The organism is Paraprevotella xylaniphila YIT 11841, from assembly GCF_900683745.1.
GTDB lineage: Bacteria > Bacteroidota > Bacteroidia > Bacteroidales > Bacteroidaceae > Paraprevotella > Paraprevotella xylaniphila.
The window spans coordinates 2,708,383-2,734,174 of sequence record NZ_LR215980.1 but is presented as its reverse complement, the minus strand read 5'-3'; the positions used below and the strand labels follow the sequence as shown (position 1 = coordinate 2,734,174).

General features: G+C 51.1%; 23 protein-coding genes and 1 tRNA gene. 7 read left to right on the top strand and 17 right to left on the bottom strand.

Translation table 11 applies throughout. The features are described 5' to 3' along the window. Positions 1–20 precede the first annotated feature (20 nt). Positions 21–1,136, bottom strand: a complete 1,116-nt coding sequence (locus E0E47_RS11610; RefSeq protein WP_232038422.1) for a helix-turn-helix domain-containing protein — start codon at positions 1,134–1,136, stop codon at positions 21–23. 342 nt (positions 1,137–1,478) lie between these two features. Here E0E47_RS11610 and miaB point away from each other — a divergent pair, with 342 nt between their 5' ends. The 7 genes from miaB to folK all read left to right on the top strand — a co-directional run bounded on the left by miaB (position 1,479) and on the right by folK (position 7,224). Next, positions 1,479–2,804, top strand: a complete 1,326-nt coding sequence (miaB, locus tag E0E47_RS11595; RefSeq protein WP_130893762.1) for a tRNA (N6-isopentenyl adenosine(37)-C2)-methylthiotransferase MiaB — start codon at positions 1,479–1,481, stop codon at positions 2,802–2,804. Between the two features lie 89 nt (positions 2,805–2,893). Then, positions 2,894–3,760: a cell division protein FtsX gene (locus E0E47_RS11590; RefSeq protein WP_008627916.1), complete on the top strand. Its 867-nt coding sequence runs from the start codon at positions 2,894–2,896 to the stop codon at positions 3,758–3,760. A gap of 28 nt (positions 3,761–3,788) precedes the next feature. Continuing rightward, a complete protein-coding gene (locus tag E0E47_RS11585) occupies positions 3,789–4,094 on the top strand; it encodes a DUF3098 domain-containing protein (RefSeq protein WP_008627914.1) in 306 nt (101 codons plus the stop codon). 2 nt (positions 4,095–4,096) lie between these two features. Beyond that, a complete protein-coding gene (locus E0E47_RS11580) occupies positions 4,097–4,909 on the top strand; it encodes an undecaprenyl-diphosphate phosphatase (protein ID WP_008627913.1) in 813 nt (270 codons plus the stop codon). Positions 4,910–4,927: 18 nt separating this feature from the next. After that, entirely contained in the window at positions 4,928–5,635 is a 708-nt protein-coding gene (gene truB / locus E0E47_RS11575; protein ID WP_008627911.1) for a tRNA pseudouridine(55) synthase TruB, read from the top strand. Between the two features lie 24 nt (positions 5,636–5,659). Then, positions 5,660–6,721, top strand: a complete 1,062-nt coding sequence (gene queA, locus E0E47_RS11570) for a tRNA preQ1(34) S-adenosylmethionine ribosyltransferase-isomerase QueA (RefSeq protein ID WP_008627910.1) — start codon at positions 5,660–5,662, stop codon at positions 6,719–6,721. Beyond that, positions 6,721–7,224, top strand: coding sequence for a 2-amino-4-hydroxy-6-hydroxymethyldihydropteridine diphosphokinase (folK, locus tag E0E47_RS11565; protein ID WP_008627908.1), 504 nt, complete (start codon positions 6,721–6,723; stop codon positions 7,222–7,224). The genes queA and folK overlap by 1 nt, the downstream gene beginning before the upstream one ends. A 312-nt stretch (positions 7,225–7,536) precedes the next feature. On the opposite strand, the gene E0E47_RS11560 is transcribed toward folK, so the two are convergent. The 16 genes from E0E47_RS11560 to metK form a co-directional block, all read right to left on the bottom strand. Then, positions 7,537–10,893 carry an FG-GAP repeat domain-containing protein gene (locus E0E47_RS11560; RefSeq protein ID WP_130893761.1) on the bottom strand — a complete coding sequence of 1,119 codons (3,357 nt, stop codon included), beginning with the start codon at positions 10,891–10,893 and terminating at the stop codon, positions 7,537–7,539. 221 nt (positions 10,894–11,114) lie between these two features. Continuing rightward, positions 11,115–11,909 carry a gluconate 5-dehydrogenase gene (locus tag E0E47_RS11555; protein ID WP_039864973.1) on the bottom strand — a complete coding sequence of 265 codons (795 nt, stop codon included), beginning with the start codon at positions 11,907–11,909 and terminating at the stop codon, positions 11,115–11,117. Positions 11,910–12,044: 135 nt separating this feature from the next. Continuing rightward, positions 12,045–13,220, bottom strand: a complete 1,176-nt coding sequence (locus E0E47_RS11550) for a TolC family protein (RefSeq protein ID WP_130893760.1) — start codon at positions 13,218–13,220, stop codon at positions 12,045–12,047. Between the two features lie 15 nt (positions 13,221–13,235). After that, entirely contained in the window at positions 13,236–16,328 is a 3,093-nt protein-coding gene (locus E0E47_RS11545) for an efflux RND transporter permease subunit (RefSeq protein ID WP_130893759.1), read from the bottom strand. 21 nt (positions 16,329–16,349) lie between these two features. After that, a complete protein-coding gene (locus tag E0E47_RS11540; protein ID WP_008627899.1) occupies positions 16,350–17,504 on the bottom strand; it encodes an efflux RND transporter periplasmic adaptor subunit in 1,155 nt (384 codons plus the stop codon). Between the two features lie 51 nt (positions 17,505–17,555). Next, positions 17,556–17,933, bottom strand: coding sequence for a DUF6769 family protein (locus E0E47_RS11535; protein ID WP_232038421.1), 378 nt, complete (start codon positions 17,931–17,933; stop codon positions 17,556–17,558). Positions 17,934–18,019: 86 nt separating this feature from the next. Beyond that, positions 18,020–18,544 (bottom strand): GNAT family N-acetyltransferase, encoded by a 525-nt coding sequence (locus tag E0E47_RS11530; protein WP_008627896.1) that lies wholly within the window; start codon positions 18,542–18,544, stop codon positions 18,020–18,022. A 527-nt stretch (positions 18,545–19,071) separates the two neighbouring features. Beyond that, a tRNA-Gln gene (locus tag E0E47_RS11525) sits at positions 19,072–19,145 on the bottom strand. A 76-nt stretch (positions 19,146–19,221) separates the two neighbouring features. Continuing rightward, positions 19,222–20,514: a tyrosine--tRNA ligase gene (gene tyrS / locus E0E47_RS11520; RefSeq protein ID WP_008627891.1), complete on the bottom strand. Its 1,293-nt coding sequence runs from the start codon at positions 20,512–20,514 to the stop codon at positions 19,222–19,224. 77 nt (positions 20,515–20,591) lie between these two features. Beyond that, positions 20,592–21,251, bottom strand: coding sequence for a TatD family hydrolase (locus tag E0E47_RS11515; RefSeq protein WP_232038420.1), 660 nt, complete (start codon positions 21,249–21,251; stop codon positions 20,592–20,594). Positions 21,252–21,255: 4 nt separating this feature from the next. Further along, complete coding sequence (gene yidD / locus E0E47_RS11510; RefSeq protein ID WP_008627887.1) at positions 21,256–21,498, bottom strand: membrane protein insertion efficiency factor YidD; 243 nt, start codon at positions 21,496–21,498, stop codon at positions 21,256–21,258. Further along, entirely contained in the window at positions 21,482–21,922 is a 441-nt protein-coding gene (rnpA, locus tag E0E47_RS11505) for a ribonuclease P protein component (protein ID WP_008627885.1), read from the bottom strand. Before rnpA ends, yidD begins: the two co-directional genes overlap by 17 nt. Before the next feature lie 67 nt (positions 21,923–21,989). Continuing rightward, positions 21,990–22,733, bottom strand: a complete 744-nt coding sequence (locus E0E47_RS11500; protein WP_008627883.1) for a uroporphyrinogen-III synthase — start codon at positions 22,731–22,733, stop codon at positions 21,990–21,992. Positions 22,734–22,748: 15 nt separating this feature from the next. Beyond that, positions 22,749–23,753 (bottom strand): DUF4271 domain-containing protein, encoded by a 1,005-nt coding sequence (locus E0E47_RS11495; RefSeq protein WP_130893757.1) that lies wholly within the window; start codon positions 23,751–23,753, stop codon positions 22,749–22,751. A 2-nt stretch (positions 23,754–23,755) separates the two neighbouring features. After that, positions 23,756–24,343, bottom strand: a complete 588-nt coding sequence (locus E0E47_RS11490; protein WP_040602894.1) for an LOG family protein — start codon at positions 24,341–24,343, stop codon at positions 23,756–23,758. Position 24,344: 1 nt separating this feature from the next. Next, on the bottom strand, positions 24,345–25,628 hold the full coding sequence (gene metK, locus E0E47_RS11485; RefSeq protein ID WP_008627873.1) for a methionine adenosyltransferase: 1,284 nt from the start codon (positions 25,626–25,628) through the stop codon (positions 24,345–24,347). Between the last annotated feature and the right edge of the window lie 164 nt (positions 25,629–25,792).

The window sequence follows — 25,792 nt, the reverse complement described above, 5'->3', positions numbered from 1 at the left end:
GCTATTTTTTTTGAAAGGTGTTATCGTGTCAGGCTTATTTCCTTTTCTATTTCTTTTGGTAAGTGATGAAGGCGGTACTGGCTCGGGGCGCAACCAAACCTTTTGAGGAAGGCGCGCCGGAAGGTACTCCGTGAATTAAAGCCGGAACGGTCAGCTATTTCTTCGATAGGCATTTTGGTTTGCCGAAGAAGTCGTTCTGCATGGGACAGGCGGTATTGGTTGACATAATCGAAGAATGTTGTGCCCAACACATTGTTCAGGTAATTGGAAATATAGGTGCGGTTCGTGCCGATGGCTTGGGCCAAGTCCATGATGGTCAGCTTGGGATTGAGGTAAAGGTGCTCTTCCTCGAAAATCCGATGCAGGTGGATGGCGAATTGATGTGGGTTCTCTTCGTTTTCCAAGGTCGTCTCAACGTCTTGGTGCGAACGGGCCGTCAATGAGCCGAGCACTTGCTCCTGCCGGTTGATGAAGTAGCTGATGAGCGACCAAATGATACAAGTGAGCAGGTAGTACAGCGTGTCGTTGAATTCGGAATAGTAGGTGGAAGACAGGCTCCATACCGCCAGGAACACCACGAAAGAGAGAAGGATGATGTACAGCCACCGCAGGTCGATGCGTTCGTGGTAAGAATAACTTTGCTTCAGCCGCTTGTGATAAGCCGGTATTTCGAACAAGACATAAAGCATCACGGCCGTACCGTATGCCACGGCGCAGGCGATGGCGCTTTCGTATAGCATCTCCATGGGATGGAACGCGTAGATGAGTATGAAGAGGATGAACGGTATTTCATGCAGTGCAGCCCGCAGGAGTGTCATGGAACCGGGGCGTGTGAGTTCGAACAGCAGGAAGGCGCAGGTGGGGACGGCTGTCATGTCGATGAGTACGAAAACATGGTGAAGGAACTCGAACCGGACGGTAGGATACCATATCAATGCAATATCCTTGACCGACTGTATGACCCATACGAGCAGGACCCAACCTGTGATTTGGCGGAGTCGGTTACCGCTTCCGTTCCGGAAAAAGTATGCACACAGCCATAGCAGGAACATGAAACTTGTCCCCGCCGTGTACTGCATGAGTTGTATGTAAGTGGTATCATCGCTCATTTTATTGCCGTATAGACCAATCTGCATTACTTAAAAAAATAAGCGGGGTTTTCACAAATCCCGCTTACTCAACTAAACCTTAACTATGAAAAAATCTAATGTTTTCATTCGGAAGCAAATATCGCAATTATCTCTTTGATAATAATAATTTGTACTCTATTTTAACTTCGTTTTTAGTCTTTTTTAAGAAGATGTGTTTCTTCTTCAATTTCTTTGCAGAAGTAAATGGTACTTATATGTATGATTTTGACTGTCTTTGTTTCACGAGGATAAGATGCGGCTCAGCATAGCCAAGCCAGAAAACTGCCTTTTTGCTTGTCTCTGCGCTCGCCTTTCGTTATCTTTGCAGCCTGAACTTGAAAGAACAGCATGAAAAAGCTTTTTATAGAAACTTATGGTTGCCAGATGAATGTGGCCGACAGTGAAGTGGTGGCTTCGGTGATGCGTATGGCAGGATACGAGACGTGCGAAACCCTGGATGAGGCGGATGCCGTTTTCCTGAATACTTGTTCCGTACGGGATAATGCCGAACAGAAAATCATCAGCCGTCTGGAGGCTTTGCATGCTTTGAGACGGAAGGGCCGGCATTTGGTTATCGGCGTGTTGGGCTGTATGGCCGAACGGGTGAAGGAAGAATTGATAGAGAACCACCATGTGGATTTGGTGGCAGGCCCCGACGCTTATTTGTCCCTGCCCGACCTGATAGCCCAAGTGGAGCTGGGGCATAAGGCCATCAACGTGGAACTGTCCGTGGCGGAAACTTACAGGGACGTGATTCCGCAACGTGTGTGCGGCTCGCATATTTCCGGTTTTGTCAGTATCATGCGTGGCTGCAACAATTTTTGCCATTACTGCATTGTGCCTTACACGCGTGGACGGGAACGCAGCCGGGATGTGGAAAGCATCCTGAATGAGGTGAGGGATTTGAAAAAGCGCGGGTATAAGGAAGTCACGCTTTTAGGGCAGAATGTGAATTCTTACCTCCATGTGGGGGGCGACGGAAAGACAGTTTCTTTTCCGCAACTTTTGCGGTTGGTGGCACACGAGGCCGACGGGATGCGCGTGCGTTTCACCACTTCCCATCCGAAGGATATGAGCGATGACACGTTGCGTGTCATTGCGGAAGAACCCAATGTGTGCCGGCATATCCATTTGCCGGTGCAGAGCGGGAGCGACCGTATCCTGAAATTGATGAACCGCAAGTACACCCGTGAATGGTACCTTGACCGTGTGGCGGCCATTCGTCGGATTGTGCCGGATTGCGGTTTGTCCACAGATATTTTTTCGGGTTACTGTTCCGAGACCGAAGAAGACCATCAAATGTCTTTGTCGTTGATGCGTGAATGCGCCTACGACAGTGCTTTTATGTTCAAGTATTCGGAGCGGCCGGGGACGTATGCCTCCAAGCATTTGCCCGACGACGTGCCGGAGGACGTGAAGGTGCGGCGTTTGAACGAATTGATCGCTTTGCAGAATGAACTCTCGGCAGAGAGCAACCGCCATTGCGAAGGCCGGGTTTATGAAGTGTTGGTAGAGGGTGTGAGCAAACGTTCCAAAGAGCAGTTGTTCGGACGTACGGAGCAGAATAAGGTGGTCGTGTTCGACAGGGGAAAGCATCATGTCGGTGATTTTGTAAAGGTGAGAATTAGCGGAAGTTCTTCGGCTACGCTGAAAGGAGAGGTGGTAGAAGACTGACAATCAAGTTAAATGCTGTTAAAGAGAGAACCAATCCCCGTGTTTCGTTGTATTTTTGTAAAATACGTAAATACGGCCGGATAGAAGTCATGGGAAAGAAAAAAGCAAAAGGTTCTTTGGGGATGCAGTGGTTCACGACCGGTGTCAGTACCACGTTGGTGTTGATACTGTTGGGAATCGTCTCCTTTTTTATATTGTTTGCCCAACGTTTGTCTGATTCCGTGAAGGAAAACCTGACGGTAACGGTCTTGCTTGACGGTGAAGCAAGCCGTTCGGACATCCATGAATTCCGGAGGGCATTGACGGACGAACGTTATGTGTATGCTTTGGATTACGTGTCCAAAGAGCAGGCGTTGAAAGAGCAAGTCAAGGCCATGGGCAGCGATCCGTCCGAGTTTCTCGGGGCCAATCCCTTCACGGCCTCGTTTGAATTACGTATGAATGCCCTTTATGCCAACTCCGACAGTTTGGCATGGATTACTGCGAAGTTGAAAAAGAACCCTTTGGTGGAGGATGTGATGTACCAAAAAGAGTTGGTCGACACGGTGAATGACAATTTGCGGCGTATAAGTTACGTGCTTTTGGGCTTGGCCGTGCTTTTGGCCTTGGTCTCTTTTGCGCTTATCAACAATACGGTCCGGTTGAGCATTTATTCCGGCCGTTTCGTTATCCGTACGATGAAATTGGTAGGAGCGAGTTGGGGATTTATCCGTCGGCCATTTATGGCACGGAGTTTCAACCTCGGGTTCTTGTCCGGTTTGTTGGCCGATGCTGTGCTGTTGGGAGGCGTACATACCCTTTTGCGATACGACCCTTCGCTTTCCCAATATATCCATGTCGATATGTTGCTCGCCGTAGGGGCGGCGGTGCTGTTGTTCGGCCTTTTGCTTACGTTGGGCTGTACGTACCTCTCCGTCAACAAGTTTCTGCGGATGAAAGCCGGTGATTTGTATTAAATAGGAAACATATAATAAATAGAGGTTTATGGATAAAAGAAATTTTGCTTTCGACAAGGTGAATTTTATGTTGTTGGCCGTCGGGATGGCGATTGTAATCATCGGGTTCATCCTTATGTCCGGTTCCGGGAGTTCGGAGACGGTATTCAATCCGGACATATTCAGTGTGCGCCGCATCAAAGTGGCTCCAATGGTTTGCCTGTTTGGCTTTTTGTTCATCATTTATGCCATTTTGCGGAAGCCTGCATATACGCCGTTGGAAGAAGAAAATGAGGGTGCCGGGGAAAAGAAAGACGAAATGTCCGGTACGGACGCCACAATCAATAAGGATTAAGCATGGATGTAATAGATGCGTTGTTGATGGGCCTTTTGCAGGGCCTGACGGAATATTTGCCGGTGAGCAGTAGCGGGCATCTGGCCATCGCTTCCCATTTCTTCGGGATAGAAGGAGAAGCCAATCTGACATTTACGGTGGCAGTCCATGTGGCTACGGTGTTCAGCACCTTGGTGATTCTTTGGAAAGATATCGTGTGGATATTCAAGGGGTTGTTTGACTTCAAAGGGCCGGGGATGAACGAATCCCAACGTTATGCCCTGAATATTTTGGTTTCCATGATACCTGTGGGCATTGTGGGGGTTTTCTTTAAGGACTATGTGGAGATGATATTCGGCAGCGGCCTGTTGGTTGTGGGCATTTGTCTGTTGCTGACAGCTTTGCTGCTGACGTTTTCATACTATGCCCGCCCCCGCCAGAAAGAGAACATATCCCTTCGTGATGCCTTTGTCATCGGGCTTTCCCAGGCTTGCGCCGTGTTGCCCGGCTTGTCCCGTTCCGGTACGACCATCGCTACGGGCTTGCTGTTGGGTAACAACAAGGCCAAGTTGGCCCAGTTCTCTTTCCTGATGGTGATGCCTCCCATTTTGGGAGAAGCCATACTCGATATTGCAAAGGGAGTGACCCACGGGGTAGAAGCTGCTTCTGCGGGTATCGGGATGTGGCCGCTTGCCGTGGGATTCGTGGCGGCTTTCGTGTCGGGATGCCTGGCTTGCAAGTGGATGATCAATATTGTCAAGAAAGGCAAGTTGGTATATTTTGCCGTTTATTGTGCCGTGGTGGGTGTCGCGCTCATCGTGCATCATTGCCTCTAACCGTTAAAATTCGCTTAAGTGGATTTCAAGAAAGGAGAAATATTGGCTTTTGACAAGCCATACGAGTGGACGTCGTTCGGGTTGGTGGCCAAGGTACGTTACCTGTTGTGCAAGAGATTGGGAGTGAAGAAACTGAAAGTGGGACATGCCGGTACGCTCGATCCTTTGGCCACCGGTGTCCTGCTCGTCTGCACCGGTAAGGCGACGAAGCGGATAGAGGAACTTCAGGCCCATACGAAAGAGTATGTGGCCACGCTCCGTCTGGGGGCTACCACGCCTTCGTTCGACCTGGAGAAGCCCGTGGATGCGGAGTATCCCACGGAACATATCACGCGTGAGATGGTGGAGGAAACGTTGGTTCGTTTCGTAGGCACGATAGAACAGGTGCCCCCTGTCTTCTCGGCTTGCAAGGTGAACGGGAGCCGTGCGTACGATTTGGCCCGCAAAGGGGAAGAGGTGGAACTGAAAGCCAAGACCCTGGTCATCGACGAACTGGAACTGTTGCGTTGCGAACTGCCGGAAATCGTCATCCGGGTGGTATGCAGCAAAGGTACTTACATCCGGGCGTTGGCCCGTGACATCGGCGAGGCCCTGCACAGCGGTGCCCACCTGACGGCCTTGCGCCGTACGCGAATCGGGGATGTCAAAGTGGAAGACTGCCTGAAACTGGACGGTTTTGCCGAGTGGTTGGATCGCCAGACGATAGAGATAACAGAAGATAATTAATCAATATAAGAAGAACTATTCTATATGAAGCTGTCACAATTCAAATTCAAATTGCCTGAAGAACAGATTGCCCAATATCCTGCGCGCCATCGTGACGAATCCCGTTTGATGGTGTTGCACAAGAAGAGCGGAGATATCGAGCATCGCGAGTACTTTAAAGACATCCTTGACTATTTCGACGACAAGGATGTGTTTATCTTCAATGATACCAAGGTGTTCCCGGCCCGCCTTTATGGCAACAAGGAAAAGACGGGTGCACGTATCGAAGTGTTCTTGTTGAGGGAGCTGAATGAGGACTTGCGCCTGTGGGATGTGTTGGTCGACCCGGCCCGTAAGATCCGTATAGGTAACAAGTTGTACTTCGGTGAAGATGATTCCATGGTGGCAGAAGTCATCGACAATACGACGTCGCGCGGGCGTACGCTCCGTTTCTTGTACGACGGGCCGCACGACGAGTTCAAGGCCGCCCTGTATGCGCTTGGCGAGGCTCCGCTGCCCAAACATATAGTGAAGCGTCCGGCCGAACCAGAGGACATGGAGCGTTTCCAATGTATCTTTGCCCGTAACGAAGGGGCTGTCACGGCTCCCTCGGCAGGACTCCATTTCTCAAGGGAACTGATGAAACGTCTTGAAATCAAGGGCGTTAATTTCGCCTTTGTTACGATGCACTGCGGCTTGGGCTGTTTTCGTGACATAGACGTGGAGGACTTGACCAAGCATAAGATGGACAGTGAAGAAATGTTCGTAGGCGCGGATGCCTGCCGCATCGTCAACACGGCAAAAGAGGGCGGGCATCGCGTGTGTGCCGTCGGAACTACGGTGCAGCGCGTGTTGGAAACGGCCGTGGGGACGGACTGCAACCTGAAGGAGTTCACCGGATGGACCAACAAGTTCATTTTCCCGCCTTATGAATTCGGCGTAGCCGACTGTATGGTGGCCAATTTCTATATGCCTTATAGCACGATGCTCATGCTCACGGCAGCTTATGGCGGTTACGACTTGGTGATGCAAGGCTACAAGGAAGCCTTGAAGGAAGGTTACCGTTTCGGGACATACGGTGATGCCATGCTTATACTGAACGATTGATGACGGACTTGTATTTGGGCCTGGGCAGCAACTTGGGCGATCGTGAACGGTTGTTGCACCGGGCCGTAGAGATATTGGTGGAGCGGATAGGCGGATTGAAAAGCCTGTCCGCTTTTTATGAAACGGAGCCTTGGGGGTTTTGCTCCGAACATCCTTTCCTGAACGCCGTGGCTGTATTGCGTACGGGGAAAACACCGGAAGAGGTTCTTCATATCACGCAGGCTGTGGAGCGGGAACTGGGGCGATGCAGCAAGAGTACGGGCCGGGTGTATGCCGACCGCCCGATTGACATCGACTTGTTGCTCTATGGCGACGTGGTGATGGAGGCGGATTTCGATGTGCCTGGGGAAGAGGGGAGGAAAGTACACTTGTCCTTGCCCCATCCGTTGATGCACGAACGCAGTTTCGTCATGGAACCTTTGGCCGAGGTGGCACCAAAAGTTGTTCATCCGGTGTTGAAACGGACTTTCCGGGAGCTTCTGGCTGCGTTGGCAGACCGGTAAGGCTTCATTTTCGGGTAAGAAAATATTTGTCATGGATACTATTTTTCCCGAATGGAATAAGGCTTATTATTTCCTTGTTGTTCAGAACTTTACGAATCTCCTGAAATTAACATTTTTTCTCAGCCAAACGATTTTTCAATCTCCTGAGATTGATTTTCCGTTCTGCGGCAAACGAAATACCGTTTGCCGCAAGGTGTTTTCAAGGCTGAATATTCATGACATCCGTTTGCCGGAAGGATGGAAAAAGGGCTGTCCCGTAGCGATGACGGGGCAGCCCTTTGTGGTTTCTGCCAGTTCTTTAAATGGTGGCTTTTATTTCACGAGCACGTTCTTTCCGTTGATGATATAAATGCCTTTCTTCAAGCCTTTCAGATCCTCACGGGTGGCATTTCTCTTTACTAATATGCCACTGATGGTATATACCTCTGCCGTGTTTGCTTCATTCAGGATGCTTTCTATGCTTTGTCCATCCATGACGGTGAAGATGAATTCCAGTTGCGGAGCATAGTCTACAACAGTTGGATTCTCTTCTCCGGCCGATTGCTGGATCATCTTGGCCGGGATAACCAATGTGTAAGTGCCTTTCGTGTTTACTTCATTGGCCAGAGTGACTTTTATTTCGTTGGGATTGTCACCGGAGGCCAACGTGGCTTCCTCTATGCTTTCCCCGCTGTTGTCGGCAAGGTAGGCCTTGTCTTCATTTTCAGTATTGATTGCAGCGTAGGTGGTGTCTGCCACGAATTGGAGGACGAATTCATGCAGGGAATTCACCGTGCCTTCAGCAGGCGTGATGGATACGGGTTCGTAGTCGTGTCCAATCGTGTAGTCGTACTTTAAGTTCGGGGCATACTCTGTTTTTACCGTAGGCTCGGTTGTGCCGTCGCCTTCATCCATGCTCGTCTGCTGTATCATGCGGGCCGGGATGACCAAGGTATAGTTACCTTCTGCGCTGACCTCTTCGGCCAATGTCGCAATGACTTCGGTCGTGTTCGTACCGATGGCCAGCGTGGCGGCTACTTGGCTGCCGTCTTTGCCGTTGAGCAAGTAGGCCTGGCTTGCGGATTCTTCGTTGAGCTGCGGTACTGTCCCCTCGGCAAACTCTATGGTGAAGTCTTTCAGGGAGAATACTTTTCCTGCGGCAGGCGTGATGCCAGTGGGGGCGAAGTCGAGCCCGATGGTATAGTCGTACTTGATTTCGGGCGAACTGAGCAACACTGTGGCGTTTTCTGCGTTTTCTTCTCCCGTTGTTTCCGTGTAGGCAACGCGTTGGATCAGGCCTTCCGGAATGACGAGAGTGTAGGAACCTTCGGTTTTCTGCTCTTCGTCCAACGTGAGTTTGATCTGGTTGGGCCTGTTGCCTTGCGAGAGCGTGGCCGGAACCTGGTAATCGTTATCGTTGTTTACCATGTAAGCCAATGTGGTTGCTTCGGGATTGACTTGCGCGTTTGTCTGTTCCGGGAAAGTAAGGGTAAAGTCTTTCAAAGAGCCATAGTTGCCTTCGTCTCCCTCGATGCCGGTAGGCATGTATGCCGTTATTCCGGTGGTGGTGAACGTCTTTGTAAAGGCCGTGTTCCAATCTCCGTTAGTGCGGCAGACGGCTTTCTCGGGTACGGTGAGCGTGTATGTGCCGGCTTCAATCGTGGGCGGCAGGATGATTTGTATCTGCTTGGCTTGTCCGCTTGCTTTCTTCACGGTGACGTCCAATGTTTCGGATGCGCTGTTGGTCAAGGTGATGGCCGGTGCGCCTTCCATGGCATTGGGATATGCTTCTTCGTTGAAGTTCAACGTGATGTGGGAGAGCGACTCGATTTCTTTCCGCCCAGACGGGTCGGTAGACATTACGGTGAAAGCGGAAGTCGGGTTTTCGTTCAGGTTGACATCTGTGGTGGAGAACTCGGAAGCCTGCCAAGAATAAGTCACGGCCTGTACGCCGACGGTGTAGTTGCCCTCTTCCACTCCCTCGAATGTATAGGTAGTAGGATTCACGTAACCTGAGAATGCGGTGTATGTGAGTTGCTTGCCGTTTTCTGGGTTGGCCGGGGCAATCATGAAGGTCTTACCCGTGGCCTTGTTCTTTAAATACAGGTTGTAGAAAGCTTTGCTCTCCGTGTCGGGAGTGTAGCATTCAGCCCAGGTCACGGTGAGCTGTTTCGTTTCCGCGTTGTATTCGGCTTTCACGTCTTCGGGTGCTCCGGGGACTTGTATGCCGTAATCAGGTTCGGTAGTATTGATTGTCCACGACAAGCGGTCGCAATTATCTTGTGTAAACAAATCGAGCAGGCCGTCGTTGTTCAGGTCGCCGTGGGCCATGTAGGCCTCTTTGATACGGATGGGAAAGTTGTCTTCCTCCACACCGTCTTTGTCTTCCACAATGTAAAAACCGTCGTATGAACCGCTGCTACTCGATATGGCAGTAACCCAATTCCCGTTCCATCCCTTGCAGATGAAATCTAACCAACCGTCTCCGTTGAAATCTGCCAACTCAGCCATGCGGGTGAGGGTTGCGGAAGCAGGATAAAGTTGGGTCTCTACTTTTTCAAAAGCAATATTGTCGCCTGTGGATACGTTTTTCAGCATTAAGGCTACCTTACCGTTTTGGGCATAAATAGCTTCGCCTTGATAGTTCATTCCACCGATTATCAGAAGGTCTTGCTTGCCGTCTTGGTCGTAATCTACGGCAAAGATGGAATGTTCGTCCCCCCAGGGCTTGTTTAAGAACGCGGAAAAGCCATTGATGTCTGCGTCAAAGTCCGTGGTGGCCAATTGGAACGTTCCGTCTTTCATGTTGCGGTACAGGTGGATTTGCCCTTCATTGTTAAGCCCGAGTTCTTCGCATCCATCGCCCCATCCGGTGCATACGATGTCAGGCCATCCGTCGTTGTTGAAATCGCCGAATGTCAACTGCCCGGCTGTCTGTGGGATAAAGGGTTTGCCTACTTCTGAAATGAACGGATCGGTCACACGTTCGAAATGGTCACCCTCGACGTTCTTGAAAAGCCATACGGCACGTTCCCAAGGATTCTCGTTTTCGAACTGTATCAGCACGTCTGGGTAGCCGTCTTTGTTGTAGTCGGCAATGGAAATGGCATGGTTCTGCTTTCCTTCATTCCATTTGTTATCGGAAATTTTGGGGTTGATTTGAGCCAGTGCGGCATCTTCTTTCATGGTGAAAGTGCCGTCACCGTTGTTGATGGCCAAAAGCAGAGACTTTTTGGCTTCGAATGTCCAACCCACGTTGACGCTTGGATAGATGAAATCCACCAAGCCGTCCTGGTTGAAGTCGAAAGCCTTGTTGCCGATGCCGCCATAGGCAAAAGGCAGGCCACTGTCGCTGTCGCGGTTCTTGACGGTCCATGTGTTGTCCCCGTTGTTGAACGAGAGGGGGGTGTCGTCATACCAATCCCATTTCCAAATCACTTCTCCTTTCTCGTCCACTTCCGAAGTGGGGCGCCATTCATAGGTTTGTCCCGGTGCCCATAGGTCCATGAACCCGTTGTTGTCGAAGTCTGCCACGACGGGCACTCCGTCACTCGTCTTTACCCCGATGGCATCTGATTCTTCGTTTTCTGCCACACGGAACGTGATCTCTTGCGCTTTAATCGTGCCTTGAAATGCCATTCCTGCCAACGCGGTGCAGAATAGCAAAGGCTTCAATGTAAAGTTTCTCATGATAACATTTTGTATATAACATTAGAATTAGTCGGGATAAAGATAGTTTGTTACAGGCAATCAAGATGGGCTTTTTGATTCAATAATTATCATTTTGGCATAAAAATAGGATTTCTTATAGGTTTTGCAGCAAATGAGATAGAAAAAAGGGAAGGTCATAATAAAAAATCCGGTGTCGTGGATGCAAGACACCGGATTTTAATAGAGTGGGAAATGTTTTTTTATTTCGGTTGTTTGCCGATATAGGCCAAGATGCCTCCGTCCACATACAGTACCAAGCCGTTGACGAAGTTGGAAGCATCAGAAGCCAAAAATACGGCCGGACCTTGCAAGTCTTCAGGAGTACCCCAACGGGCTGCGGGGGTCTTGGCCACGATGAAACTGTCAAAAGGATGACGGCTGCCGTCCGGCTGACGTTCACGTAACGGAGCGGTTTGAGGAGTAGCGATGTAGCCCGGACCGATTCCGTTGCATTGGATGTTGTATTCTCCGTATTCCGAGCAAATGTTGCGCGTCAGCATCTTCAAGCCGCCTTTGGCTGCTGCGTAGGCTGATACGGTTTCACGGCCCAGTTCGGACATCATGGAACAGATGTTGATGATTTTGCCGTGCCCTTTCTTGATCATGCCGGGAATGACAGCCTTCGATACGATGAACGGGGCGTTCAGATCCACATCGATGACTTGGCGGAACTCTGCGGCCGACATTTCTGTCATCGGGATGCGCTTGATGATGCCTGCATTGTTGACGAGGATGTCTATCACGCCGACTTCCTTTTCGATACGGGCAACCAAGGCATTGACGGCTGCTTCATCTGTCACGTCGCACACGTAGCCGTGGGCTTCGATACCTTTTTCCTTATATGCGGCCAGTCCTTTGTCCACCAATTCCTGCTTGATGTCGTTGAAAACGATGGTGGCACCGCACTGTGCGAAAGCCGTCGCAATGCCGAACCCGATTCCGTAAGATGCTCCGGTAACCAAAGCAACCTTGCCTTCCAAAGAGAAATTCTGCAAAAAATTCTTTTCCATGTTCTTGTTGATTTAATAATGCGTTTTCCTTTCCGGCAAAGTTAGAAAAAGTAACTGACATACGCACACAATTTGACGAGAATCTTTTTCCTTTTTCTTTTTCCGGTAGGATGTTGGTCTCTATAACCTGTTCTTAAACAGCGTGGCAGCCACTTTCTGATATTGGCACTCCAGTTCCATGAAAGCTTGCAGGTTGCGATAAATCTGGTCGGCTTCCACAAAGTAGTCCGTCACGGACAGTTCGCCGCCTTTTACGCTTTCTTTCAGCAGTTCGAGCGTCTGCGTCATCAGGGGTTGGTCGTACACCGACATGGCTCGTCCCAGTTGCTGAAGTTCGTTGAAGCCGGAATGCAAGGCAGCTTCCGCTTTCAGGCGCGTTTCGTCCGCTTGTAAGCGTGCACCGATGGATTGTGCCTGCGCCATTTTTACTTGTCTGCGGTTGGAGAACAACGGGATGGAGCCTCCTACAAGGAAACCGTGCTCTTTGCTGCCTTCGCCCGTGTTCCGGCGGTACCCGATTTCCAGTTTGGGCAGCCATTTTTGACGGTTGACCGTGAGGGTGCGTTCGGCAGCCCGTGTATCGGCTTCGGCGGCTTTGAGTTCTGCATCGTTGCCGAGTGCTTCATCGCACAAAGCGTCGAAGTCGAGGGGAGACGGGACGATGGGATATTCCCGTCCTTCAAACGTGAGCGGCATGTTGCCGTTCAGAGCCAGCAACGACTGCAAGGCCGTGCGGTGGTCGGTATGGTTTTGCAGGACTTCTGTCTGTATGCTCATGCGCTCCATCTTGATTTTGTTCACCTCGATGACTGTGGCATCACCGGCTCTCAACCGCTCTTCGTACAGGGCCAACAGCTCGTCGGCATTTTGCATGCGTTTGTTTAGCAAGTCTCTTTGTCGGTTCAGCCGTATCATGTCCAGGCAAAGGGTCTTGGCTTCGAGCAGCACGTTGCGGCGCAAGGCTTCGGCACGGTAGTCCACGGCTTCTTTCTTGTCGTGTCCGGCACGGTTACGGCTGTTATATACTGTGGGAAAGTCGAATCCTTGTGATACGACCAGTTCGGAACCTGACTGCCCGTTGACTCCTTTGCTAAAGAAAGAGCTGTATTCCACCGTAGGGTCTTCCAGGCCGTTTTCAGCTTCGATGCCTATCTTCTCGGCTTCTCCGTTTTTTTGTTGTGCCTGGATGGATTTGTTATGTTGTGCCACGCTCTGCAGCACTTCGTCCACGCTCTGGGCCTGCAAAGGGAGCAAGCCACAGGCGCAAACGGTTGTGATAAGAATGATTCTTTTCATGACTGTCGTTTTTGTTCAGGAACGGACACTTTTGCGGTTCATCCATTCATATATAATAGGAATAATAAAGGCATTCAGGAAAGTGGAGGTCAGCAGGCCGCCCAATATCACCTTGGCCATCGGACTCTGGATTTCGTTGCCCGGAAGGTCCCCCCGAAGGGCCAACGGAATAAGGGCAAGAGCCGACGAAAGTGCGGTCATCAGGATGGGGTTTAATCGGTCTAGCGACCCGTGCAGGATGCTTTCCCGCAACGACAATCCTTCTTCGCGCAACATGTTGTAGTGGCTGATAAGCAACATGCCGTTGCGGGTCGCAATGCCGAAAAGGGAAATGAATCCGATGATGGCCGGAATGCTGATTTCCCCGGTGGTCAGCAACAGGGCGAACACACCGCCAATCAGGGCCAGGGGCAGATTGAGCAGGATGACCCCGCTCTGCGCTGCATTACGGAATTGGAAGTAAAGCAACAGGAAGATGACCACGATGCTGATGAACGATGTGAGCAACAACACCCGGCTAGCCGACTCTTCGCTTTCGAACTGGCCGCCGTATTCGATATGGTAACCTTCGGGCAGTTTCACTTTTTCGTCTATCCGGCTGCGGATGTCGTTCACCACGCTGCGCATGTCTCGCCCGCTGGCATTGGCCGAGATGACGATTTTGCGTTTCACGTTTTCGCGGTTGATGGTGTTCGGCCCCATGGACGACCGGATGTCGGCCACATACGACAAGGGGACTTTGTTGCCTTGCGCATCGTCGATCATCAGGTTACGGATACGCTCCATCGTGCTGCGGTTTTCTTCTGCCGAACGGACGATGAGGTTGAACGAACGCCCTTTCTCGTACACTTGCGATACGACTTCTCCTCCCATGTTCACCGTGACAAACTCATTGAATTGCGGTAATGAGATGCCGTATCGGGCCAGCATTTCCCGTTTCGGTTCGATTTTCAGTTCCGGACGTTCGATTTGCTGTTCCACATTCAGGTCGGCCACACCCTCCACGTCGCTGACAGCCGATTTGATTTGGTTGCCGATTTGGTACATTTTGTTCAGGTCGTCACCGAACAGTTTGATGGCGATGCCGGCCTGCGTGCCGCTCAACATGGCATCTATACGATGGCTGATGGGTTGTCCTATCTCGATGTTCGCTCCCGATATGACGGACAGTTTATGTCGCACGTCCTCTAAAACCTCGGTGTGGCTACGGTCTTCCAGTTCAAACGGAGCCTCTATTTCCGATACGTTCACGCCGAGGGCATGCTCGTCCAGTTCCGCCCGTCCTGTCTTGCGTGCCACGGTCTTGATTTCGGGGATGGAGAGCAACAGTTCTTCGGCTTGCCGTCCGATTTTATCCGATTCCTCCAAGGAGATACCCGGAAGGGAACTGATATTTATGGTAAACGAACCTTCGTTGAACGGCGGCAAGAAGCTGCGTCCCAACGTGAGGAAGCTTCCCAAGGCTGCGACGAAAAGCGTAAGCGTGGTGCCCAGTACGATTTTCTTGTGCGACAAAGCCCAAGACAGTCCGTTCTGGTAATGCTTCTTTAGATATACGGCCAGGAATGCTTCTTTAGGCAGTCCGCCCGTCTTGGCTTTGTGCCCCAACAGGTAGCTGCAAAGTACGGGCGTCAGCGTCAGGGCTACGATGGTGGAGGCGAACAGCGATACGATGAAAGCCACGCCCAACGGCACGAGCATGCGTCCTTCCATGCCGCTCAGGAAAAACAGCGGGACGAAGCTGACGATGATGATGAGTGTGGAGTTCAGGATGGGCATACGCACCTCCCGGGAGGCGTTGAATACGACATCGCGTACACGTAACCGTTCGCTTTCCGGCAACATGCGGTTTTCGCGCAGATGTTTCCATACGTTTTCCACGTCCACGATGGCATCGTCCACCAACGAACCGATGGCGATGGCCATACCGCCCAAGCTCATCGTGTTGATGGTCAGCCCCATGTAGTGAAGCACCAAAATGGTGACCAACAGCGAAAGAGGGAGGGTGACCAAAGAGATGACCGTTGTGCGCACGTTGCCCAAGAAGAGGAACAAGACGATGACCACGAAGATGGCGCCTTCGAGCAGCGAATCCTGGACGTTACCGATGGAGCTTTCGATGAAGCGGGATTGGCGGAACACGTCGGTGGACACATGCACGTCGGCCGGAAGGCTCTTTTGCAGGTCTTGCAAGGCTTCTTCCAACTTTCCGGTCAGTTCTATCGTACCCGTGTTCGGTTGCTTGGTCACGGTAAGCAATACGGCGGGCTTGCCTTTCTCGGAGGCCAAACCCAGCTTGGGCTGTTGGCTGCCTGTTTTGACATCGGCAATGTCTTCCAACGTGACCGGCGAGCCTCCTGCGGTCTTGATGACCGCCCGGCCCATTTTCCGCACGTCGTCGGTCGAGACGACTCCGCGTACGATGTATTCGTTGCCGTATTGGTAAATCACTCCGCCGTTGGTGTTGGTATTCATGTTCCGCGTGACTTCCATCACCTCGCCTAGCGTCACTCCGTAGTGTTTCATCCGTTCGGGGTGCAGCAGGATTTGGTATTCCTTGATGTCACCGCCCAATACGGCCACTTGGGCTACGCCTCCGGTGGACATCAGGCGTGGGCGGATGACCCAGTCGGCCAATGTACGTAAGTCGAGCATGGAGGTGCTGTCGGCAGTCAAGCCTACGATAAGCAATTCTCCCAAGATGGAAGACTGTGGTCCTAACGTCGGGTTACCCACGTTGTCGGGCAGGCTTTCTGCCACTGTGGCCAGTTTTTCTGATACGATTTGCCGGGCCAGATAGATATCCGTATCCCAGTCGAATTCCACCCATACGACAGAGAAGCCTGTGGTAGATGAGGAACGTACACGACGTACACTGGTGGCACCGTTGACGGCGGTCTCTATCGGGAAAGTGACCAACTGTTCCACCTCTTCGGCTGCCATGCCTCCGGCTTCTGTCATGACCACAACGGTGGGGGCGTTCAGGTCGGGGAAAACATCCACTTCCGTATGGTAAGCCTGATAGAGGCCTCCTATCATCAACAGGACGGAGGCCATCAATATGAATAAGCGGTTCTGCAGGGAGAACCGTATGATTTTGTTCAGCATAATATATCCTCCAAGACAAGTTTAGTGGGAATGGTTGTGGGCCGGGATGGCATTCGAGGCCGAAGCCAGTTTCACGTGGTAAGCACCTTGTGTGACCACGCGGTCGCCGGGTTTCAGGCCCGAGAGGATTTCTACGCGCAGCCCGTCTTCGGCTCCTGTTTTTACTTCCTGTTTACGGTACACTTCCTTGCCTTCCTGCAAGTAAACGAAGTATAGCCCTTGTTCTTCAGTCAGTGCTGAGACGGGCAGGGAAATTACTCCGGTGCGTTCTGCCCCACGGAGGTAGGTTTCCACATAACTTCCTGGCACGATATCGCCCGTGTTGTCGAATTCAAACAGGACAGGGATGTAGAAAGCATTCTCGTCCGAAGCCTTTCCGTAGGACAGGATCCGTCCGTGCAGGTTTTCCAAAGCATAAACCTTGTCATCATACGGGGTCTTGAAGTGGGCCGAAGTGATTTGCTTCAGTGCGCCGTAATAACGTTCCGATACATCGGCACGCAGTTGCAGGCGTCGGTTTTGGGTCAGGGTCATCAATGCTTGTCCGGTGGTCACATAGTCACCTTCTTTCACCGCCACGTTCTTCACATATCCGCCCGTCGGAGCCGTGACGGCTATGCCTTTCCGTGTATGTTGGGGATCCAGGGCCTCGTAACTGATACGTGCGTCTTCGTAGGCCGCTTTCAGGTTTTCAAGGTCTTTGCGCGTCACAATCTGTTTCTCAGCCAGCGGTTTGGCACGTTCGTATTCTGCCTTGGCGTTTTGGTAAGCGACGTATGCACGTTCCAAAGGATCTCCGCCTTGTATCTTTTCCGAGGACAAATGAAACAATACAGTGCCGCTTCCGATCTGGGCACCGGCGGTCAGCGTCCGTGCGAACCGCACCACGCCGGACGTTCCGGCCACTACCGTGGTTTCTTCTCCTTGGGCAGCGAGTATCTGGCCGCCGGTCGGGATGACTTGCCGGAACGTGTCCCGTTTCACGGTTTCGGTGGCGATGCCTGCCGCTTTGGCTTTCTCGGCTGTCAGGATGATTTCATCCGCATGTTCGTTATGGTTCTCTTTTTCAGCGGTCTTCTCGCTGTCGTGTACATGCTCGTTCTCGTGGTCATGGTTGTGGCAGGCGCTCAGCATGCTTATAGCCAAAGCGCCCATCAAGAAATATATTTTCTTCATAGGAATATTAAAATTTGGGATGAATAAGATGAAAAATGTCTTTGTCTCGGGCTAAGCCAAGGGAGGTGCCCTTAATCCTTTCCCCCCGACGGGCAGGGAAAGGTATAAGTCGGTCCGGTCTGTCTGGTAAGTTCCTTTTGATGTTTGTGGGCCATGAATGACCGGAAAGTCGTATGACGTCCGCAGCAGGCATGAAGGACGGGATACGTTTTTCTTATAAGAGACGTGGGAGCCAGACGATGGCATCGTCAGGTGGAAATGCGTGATGCACTCCGAACCGCACGCATGTGTTCCTTTTGCCGGACGGGCGGTTTCCATGTTGTGCCCCAGACAGAGGGCTTCGGCATGATGGTGGTGGGGAAAGACCGAAACGGCCTGCACCAACATGCAGAGCCATAACAAGATGATGGCATGGAGTTGTTTTTTCATCGTTTCGGTGATTCTTGTTTTCGTGGGAGCAAAGATAGGGGAAAAATGCCAAGCACACAACAGTTTGGCATGCAACTTGGTTGCAATTAATATTTCTCTACGGCGAAGAGGTAATGGGGCATGTCGGTACCACGATAGTGTTTCACCATGATTCCCGGTCGGCGGGTCATACCGATACGTTGTGCCACGCGTTGGGAGGCGGTATTGGTGTCGCGTATGATGGCGCACAGCCGGTTGGCCTCCAACTGCCCGAAAGCATACGTTTTGCAAGCCTTGGCGGCTTCCGTGGCGTAGCCCTTGTGCCAATGGTCGCGGCGGAACAGGTATCCCACCTCTATCACTTGTCGTTCCAACCAATATTGCCGTGTCAGTCCGCATTGCCCTATCAGTTCGCCCGAATCTTTCCGGATGGCGGCCCACAATCCGTATCCGTAGGTGTCGTACCGTTGGAGTTGCCTTTCAATCCACGTGCGGATGTCGCAGTCTGCGAACGCTCCGTTATAGGCTTGCATCGTCTGCTCGTCTTGCATGATGAGGCAAATGGCTTTGAAATCTTCGGGCGACATTTCGCGAAGGTACATCCGTTCTGTTTCCAAAATGATTTTGTCCATGGCTTTTTTCGTGTTGGAGTGGTTTTGTCGGGGGCAAAATTATAAGAAAACTGTTGTTCGTGCAAATTTGTTTCTCAGTCGGGGGACGTATGGCGGTTCTGGTGGTGCGTCGCCTTGCGTTGCACATCCATGATGCCGTAGGCGCGGCATATGGTACGCCTTCCACGACCTTGTTTTGTCATTCCTTTTCATTTCACGAAATGTTCTGCGCCAAACCGTAAATCGTTTGGCGCAGAACGGAAAATCAATCTCAGGAGATTGAAAAATCATTTGGCGCAGAATGAAAAGTTAAACAGAGGAGCTTTCTAATCGTTTGGCTATCAGATGATTATGAAGGAACGTGAAAATGGCGTGCCTGTTTCATCTGTAAAAGAATAGGTTTGTACTGCGTGGTAGGCTGTTTGTGAGGGGATGTCGGAAGAGGGGACGTGGATGGAAATAGCCATTCTACTATATTGTATTACATGAGATATGGAAGATACAAAAGGAAGACCTCCGGAATTTTAAAATTCCGGAGGTCTTCCTTTTGGTTGGGATACCTGGGTTCGAACCAAGACTAAGACGACCAAAATGTCTTGTGCTACCATTACACCATATCCCAATCCTTATGTCTTTCTCTCGAAAGCGGTGCAAAGATAGCGAGATTTTCGCTATCCTACAAATTTTTCTCTGTTTTTTTATTTTGCGATGAGCAGGAAATAGTTTTTCTTGCCACGTTGCACGAGCAGGTATTTGCCGTTGAGCAGGTCATCGGTTGTTACCATGCGGTCGAAAGCTGTCAGTTTTTCCTTGTTCAGCGAAACGCCGCCGCCTTGTACCATCTTGCGCATCTCGCCCTTGCTAGGGAAGCATTGCGTCATCTCGGCTGTCAGGTCTACGGCTTTGACTCCGGCCGACAGGGCTTCGCGGCTGACTTCGAATTGCGGCACGCCCGCGAACACGTCGAGCAGCGTTTGTTCGTCCAACTTCGTCAGGCTTTCCTTGGTCGCCTTTCCGAACAGGATGTTGCTAGCCTCCACAGCCATGTTGTAGTCTTCTTCGCTGTGTACCATGATGGTGATTTCCTTGGCCAGGCGTTTTTGCAGGATGCGCTGTCCCGGGTCTTCATCGTGTTGGGCGATGAGGCCGTCTATTTCTTCCTTGTCCAGTGTGGTGAAGATGCGGATGTAACGTTTGGCATCGTCGTCGGCCACGTTGAGCCAGAACTGATAGAAGGCATACGGGCTAGTGTAGTCGCGGTTAAGCCAGATGTTGCCTTTTTCGGTCTTGCCGAACTTGGTTCCGTCGGCTTTCGTCACTAACGGGCATACCAAAGCGAACACTTCACCACCGTTGGTGCGGCGTATCAGTTCGGCACCGGTCGTGATGTTGCCCCATTGGTCGCTTCCGCCCAACTGGAGGCGGCAGCCTTTATGTTCGTACAAATATAAGAAGTCGTAACCTTGAAGAAGTTGGTAAGTGAACTCGGTGAACGACAGTCCGTCGCGTGCCTCGCCGTTCAGACGCTTTTGCACGCTGTCTTTGGCCATCATGTAGTTCACGGTGATGTGCTTGCCGACTTCGCGGGCGAAGTCGAGGAACTTGAAGTCCTTCATCCAGTCGTAATTGTTCACTAACTCGGCGTGGTTGGGAGCGTCGCTGTCGAAATCCAGGAACCGGGCTAGTTGCTGTTTGATGCAGGCCACGTTGTGGCGCAACGTTTCTTCGTCGAGCAAGTTGCGTTCCTGGCTTTTACCCGAAGGGTCGCCTATCATTCCGGTGGCACCTCCGATAAGGGCCAACGGTTTGTGCCCGCAACGTTGGAAATGCTTGAGCATCATCACACCACAAAGATGGCCTATGTGCAGGGAGTCCGCCGTGGGGTCGATGCCCAGATAGGCGGTGACCTGTTCTTTTTCAAGTAAATCCTCGGTGCCCGGCATCATGGTGTGGATCATGCCTCTCCATTTCAGTTCTTCTACAAAGTTCATCGTATGAATGTATTTTGTTTAATAAAAATTGAGTCGTACAAAAGTACGACCTTTCAATGAGACTTGCAACTATATTCTTATTTTTTAGACGATGGGCCGGTACGGACGAGGTTTTCCCAACATTGTGCGCGCAGTCCTTCCGGTGTACAAGAGCGCAGTTCGGCAGCTATATGGTATAGTGTGTCTATGGGACGCTGGTCTTCGTCGCTTTCAAAGAAGAGACGGTCGGACGGGCAGAGCGTCAGGCTTTGCGGATGGAAACGGAAACCGAAACTGAGGTAAAAGCCTTTGCTTAACAAGCTTTCGGCCAGTTGGGGCTTTCCTCGGAAACCATGGATGATGCAAGGTAATGTTTCTGGGAAGTCTTTTTTTATGGCCAGTAATTCGTCCCATGCCTTGACGCAGTGGATGATGACGGGAAGTTGACGAGAGACGGCCAGTTCCGCCTGCCGTATGAAAAGTTCACGTTGTAGGGGAAGTGGGGTAGATGCATATTTGTCCAGTCCGGCTTCTCCTATGGATTTACAAGAAGGAGAGGCTGCCAGGCGCTCCAGTTCTTTCAGGGTTTCTTCCGGATGTGCGGGGATATACCAAGGATGGATACCGGCGGAAAAGGTTTGCCCGTATTCGGGCTCTTCGTGTCCGGAAGGAGGCAAGGGGAGGATATAGTTGCGGACAACAGTCTCCGACGGAGAAGCGGCCGGCCGGTGGGCATGGAGGTTCAGATATGTTTCCATAGGCTTACGGGACGGGGTCATAACCGCTTCCTCCCCAGGGATGGCAGCGCAGGATTCGGCGCACGGCCAAGTACATGCCTTTGAAGGGGCCATGCTTGCGGATGGCTTCGATGGCGTATTGCGAACAAGTCGGCGTGAACCTGCACGACGGGGGAGTCATGGGGGAAATCACGCGGCGGTAGAACTGGATGGGAGCAATCAACGCGGCGGATAACCAATGTCGGAAACGGTCATAAGGCAGATGCATTGCCGGGGTGTTCGGCCGGGGATGCCGGAAGTTGTTCGGAAATACGCACCAACAAGCGTTTTACGCAATCGTCCACTTCGGCCGAAGCATACAATCGGTCGGAAAGCCAGAGGAATGCCACGGCCAAGCCTTGCCCGGAGGGCGTGGGTAAGGCGGATGTCAGTATGTGTTTTTGTTTGCGGTAAGCTTCGCGGATTTGCCGTTTCACCCGGTTGCGTTTTACTGCCCTTTTGAAACGCCGTTTCGAGACGGATACCAGTACGGATACAGGAGGAGCCGGGGCCTCTACGGGAACCGGCATGAAGACTACGCGAAGCGGAAAGGCCGACATGGACTTGCTGCCTCCGGCGAACAGGGCGTCTATGACGCGTTTGCTGCATAAGCGCTCCGATTTATGAAATGAAGAGTCCGGTTTCTGTTCCATAAGGTACGGTGTTGTCAGGTAAAGGAAAAAGGGTGCTTTTCCGGCACCCTTTCTTATTTGATGAGCATCAACAGTTGTGCTTCTTCACGAAATCGTCCAATGCAGCCGTGATAGACGGGTATTGCGAAGTGGGAGCTTCCATGTCCAACCGCAGTCCTGCGTCTTTGACGGCTTGGGCTGTGGCCGGTCCGAACGTACCGATGGCGATGTCTTTCTGCTCGAATTTGGGGAAGTTTTTCAGCAAAGCCTGTATGCCCGACGGGCTGAAGAAAATCAACATGTCGTAATCGAACTTCTCGTCGCTCTTGAAATCGTTGCTCACTGTGCGGTACATCACAACTTCCTTATGGATGAGTTTCTTGGCATCCAACAAATTGGTAATTTCGTCATTATGTACATCCGACAATGGAACCAGATATTTCTCTGTCTTGTGTTTCACCATGGCCGGTATCAAGTCGTCCACTTTGCCCGTGGAACCGAAGAATACTTTGCGTTTGCGGTACTGCACATATTTCTGGATGTACAGTGCAATGGTTTCCGTGATGCAGAAATACTTCATGTCTTCGGGTATCGTCACACGTAATTCTTTGCACAGAAGGAAGAAATGGTCTATGGCATTGCGTGAGGTGAATACCACTGCGGTATAATCCAATATAGAGACTTTCTGTTGGCGGAATTCCTTAGCAGACAAACCTTCAATCTTGATAAATGGTCTGAAAACTACTTCCACACCATACTTGGAGGCAATCTCGAAATAAGGAGATTTCTCGGAGGTTGGTTTGGGTTGTGAAACCAGAATCTTCTTTATCATAAGTGTCCAAATATTTTATAATAGTATGTCGTTCGTATATGTAAGTGCTTGCCATAAGCCGCACAAAGGCAGCATTTCAAGGGCACAAAAGTACATAATTAAATGGAAAAAACCATGAATTTTTGGGAAAAATATACAAAAAGTTTTATAAAAGAGTAGAAGTCTGATGAAACCCAACAACAGGCATAAACATAATATCACATCGTGGGTCGGAAGATTGAAAAAGACTGTGATTAGAGCAAGCGGAAAGAGCAGTACTCCTTCGGCCGAAATGAGGAATGAATATGATTTGAGCCAGGTACTTCTGCGTTCTTTGTCAAAAAAGATCCAATTGACAAACGTGTAAAACAGTTGCTTGAATCCTAAGTAAGTCCAACAAATCAAAACATAGATTCCCAATAGGGTATGGGAGGAAACGGGGGACATGAAGAGGTCCCAGGTAGTTTGTGTGTAATCGAAGAAAAAAAGGCTGACGAGCAATCCGCTTTGCATATAAAGGAAAACGGCGTGGCGCATTTCGCGGCCCGTCTCTATCGAGAAAAGTTTCTCCTTGTCCATGCGGTTGAGGAAAAAGTCCTGTAAGCGTTGTTTGATAAACTTTTTGCTGTTGGCGAAGATGGTCATGACTACCAGGAAACAGCAGAGCAGGATGCCCGTGACCCAGTCATCGTGGCGTAACAGGTAGGGTAACGGGTCGGCATCCATGCCGGTTGGGCGGATGTTTGTTTCAGCATGGTAATAGGGCGAGGTGCTGAAAAAGTTTTCATCGTATCGGATGCCTTGTACGGAGAGGGTACTTTTGGCCGACGGTATCTGCCATCCCGGAAGGTTCAGGGTGTCGGGACGTGTCGAACGCACGGTCGGACGTGGAGGCAGCATCGCCTGGATGGCAGAATCCTGTTGGGCCGGTGTGGCATCAGCGGGCAGGCTTTCAATGATTTGTTTCGGGTTGAATTTCTGCCGGAGGGGATACGAAGCGTTCTCGTGTGCCGGAAGAGCCGTTTGAAGTGAGTCTTTCATGTTCAAATGGCGGCAAACTTGCGGATTTCCTTGTCCCAGACAGGAGTGGAGTACAATAAGTCGATGGCTTCTGTAGGAGTGGAAGCCACTTTCCAGATGTCCAAATGGGCCGGACGCATGAAATGCTCTTCGGCGGCTCGGTCGAGCATTTTCAACAAGGGATCATAGAATCCGTTTGTATTCAGTACTACAATGGGGTTCAGATATAGTCCGAGTTGTTTCCACGTAATGATTTCGAGCAATTCTTCCAACGTGCCACATCCGCCCGGCAAGGCAATGACACCGTCTGAAAGGCGGGCCATTGTCTGCTTGCGGGTGTGCATGTCTTCCGTTTCAATCAGTTCCGTAAGCCCGGGGTGTTGCCAACCTTGTTCCACCATGAAACGGGGAATCACGCCGGTCACTTGCCCTCCGGCTTCCAGGCAGGCATCGGCGCAGGCTCTCATAAGCCCGAGGTTTCCGGCACCGTTCACCAGACGGATGCCATGGTGTCCCAAGAGTTCACCCAATTCCCGTGCAGCCCGGAAATAGCAATCGGCTATTTTCGTACTGGAGGCCGAGTATACACACACTGACTGAATCGCGTTCATCTTATAGTCCGAATGTTTCTTTGATTTGAGCAACATAATCCAATTTCTCCCACGTGAAGAGTTCCACTTCGAGGGTCTTGGTAGGCATATAGCGGCTGTGGAACTCCTTGGTCACGGTCTGCGGTTGGCGTCCCATGTGGCCGTAAGCGGCAGTTTCTTCATAAATGGGATTGCGGAGTTTCAGGCGGTCTTCGATGGCTTTCGGCCGCAGGTCGAACAACGCGTCTATCTTTTGCGCAATCTCTCCGTCGCTCAGGCTGACATGGCTGCGTCCGTAAGTATTGACGTAGATGTTCACAGGGCGTGCCACACCGATGGCATAGCTGATTTGCACTAGCATTTCGTCGGCCACTCCGGCTGCCACCATGTTCTTGGCGATGTGGCGTGCGGCGTATGCGGCCGAACGGTCTACTTTGGAGGGATCCTTCCCGGAGAAGGCGCCTCCGCCGTGGGCACCTTTGCCCCCGTAGGTGTCTACTATGATCTTACGGCCGGTCAGTCCGGTATCGCCGTGAGGACCGCCTATCACGAATTTACCGGTGGGGTTCACGTGGTAAGTGATATGTTCGTCAAACAGTCGGAGTATGGCCGGGTCGTGAATCTCGGCAATGACACGCGGCATCAGGATTGTAATGACATCCTGTCGTATCTTGTCCAACATCTTCCGGTCGGCTTCTTCTTGGTTGCCGTCGGTCGGTTGGATAAACTCGTCATGTTGTGTGGAAACCACAACCGTGTCTACGCGAACCGGTTTCCCGTTATCGTCATATTCAATCGTCACTTGGCTTTTGGCATCGGGACGCAAGTACGTCATTTCTTTGCCTTCGCGTCGTATTTCGGCCAATACACGCAGGATTTTGTGGCTGAGGTCGAGGGATAGCGGCATGTAGTTTTCCGTTTCATTGGTGGCATAACCGAACATCATGCCTTGGTCGCCTGCCCCTTGTTCCATCGGGTCTTGGCGTTCCACGCCGCGGTTGATGTCGGCGCTTTGTTCATGGATGGCAGAGAATACGCCGCAACTTTCCGCTTCGAACTTGTATTCCGCTTTGGTATAACCGATACGGCGGATAGTACGGCGGGCTATTTCTTGCAGGTCGACGTAAGCTTCTGATTTTACCTCTCCGGCCACGACAACCTGACCCGTTGTCACCAATGTTTCACATGCGACTTTCGAATTAGGGTCGAAAGCCAATAATTCGTCCAATACAGCGTCGGAAATCTGGTCCGCCACTTTGTCCGGATGTCCTTCGGACACCGATTCGGAAGTAAATAAATAACCCATTTCTACGTAGTTAAATTAAAAAAATAATAATAAGAATGGGGTTTCATTGGGAAGGTATGCGTGCAGTTTCAAAACTGTATTTAGCATTTTTTACCGTGGTTGCAAGCCGCCCAAATCTATCCACATTTGTATTTACGGCTGCAAAGTTAAGGAGAAAAAAGGAG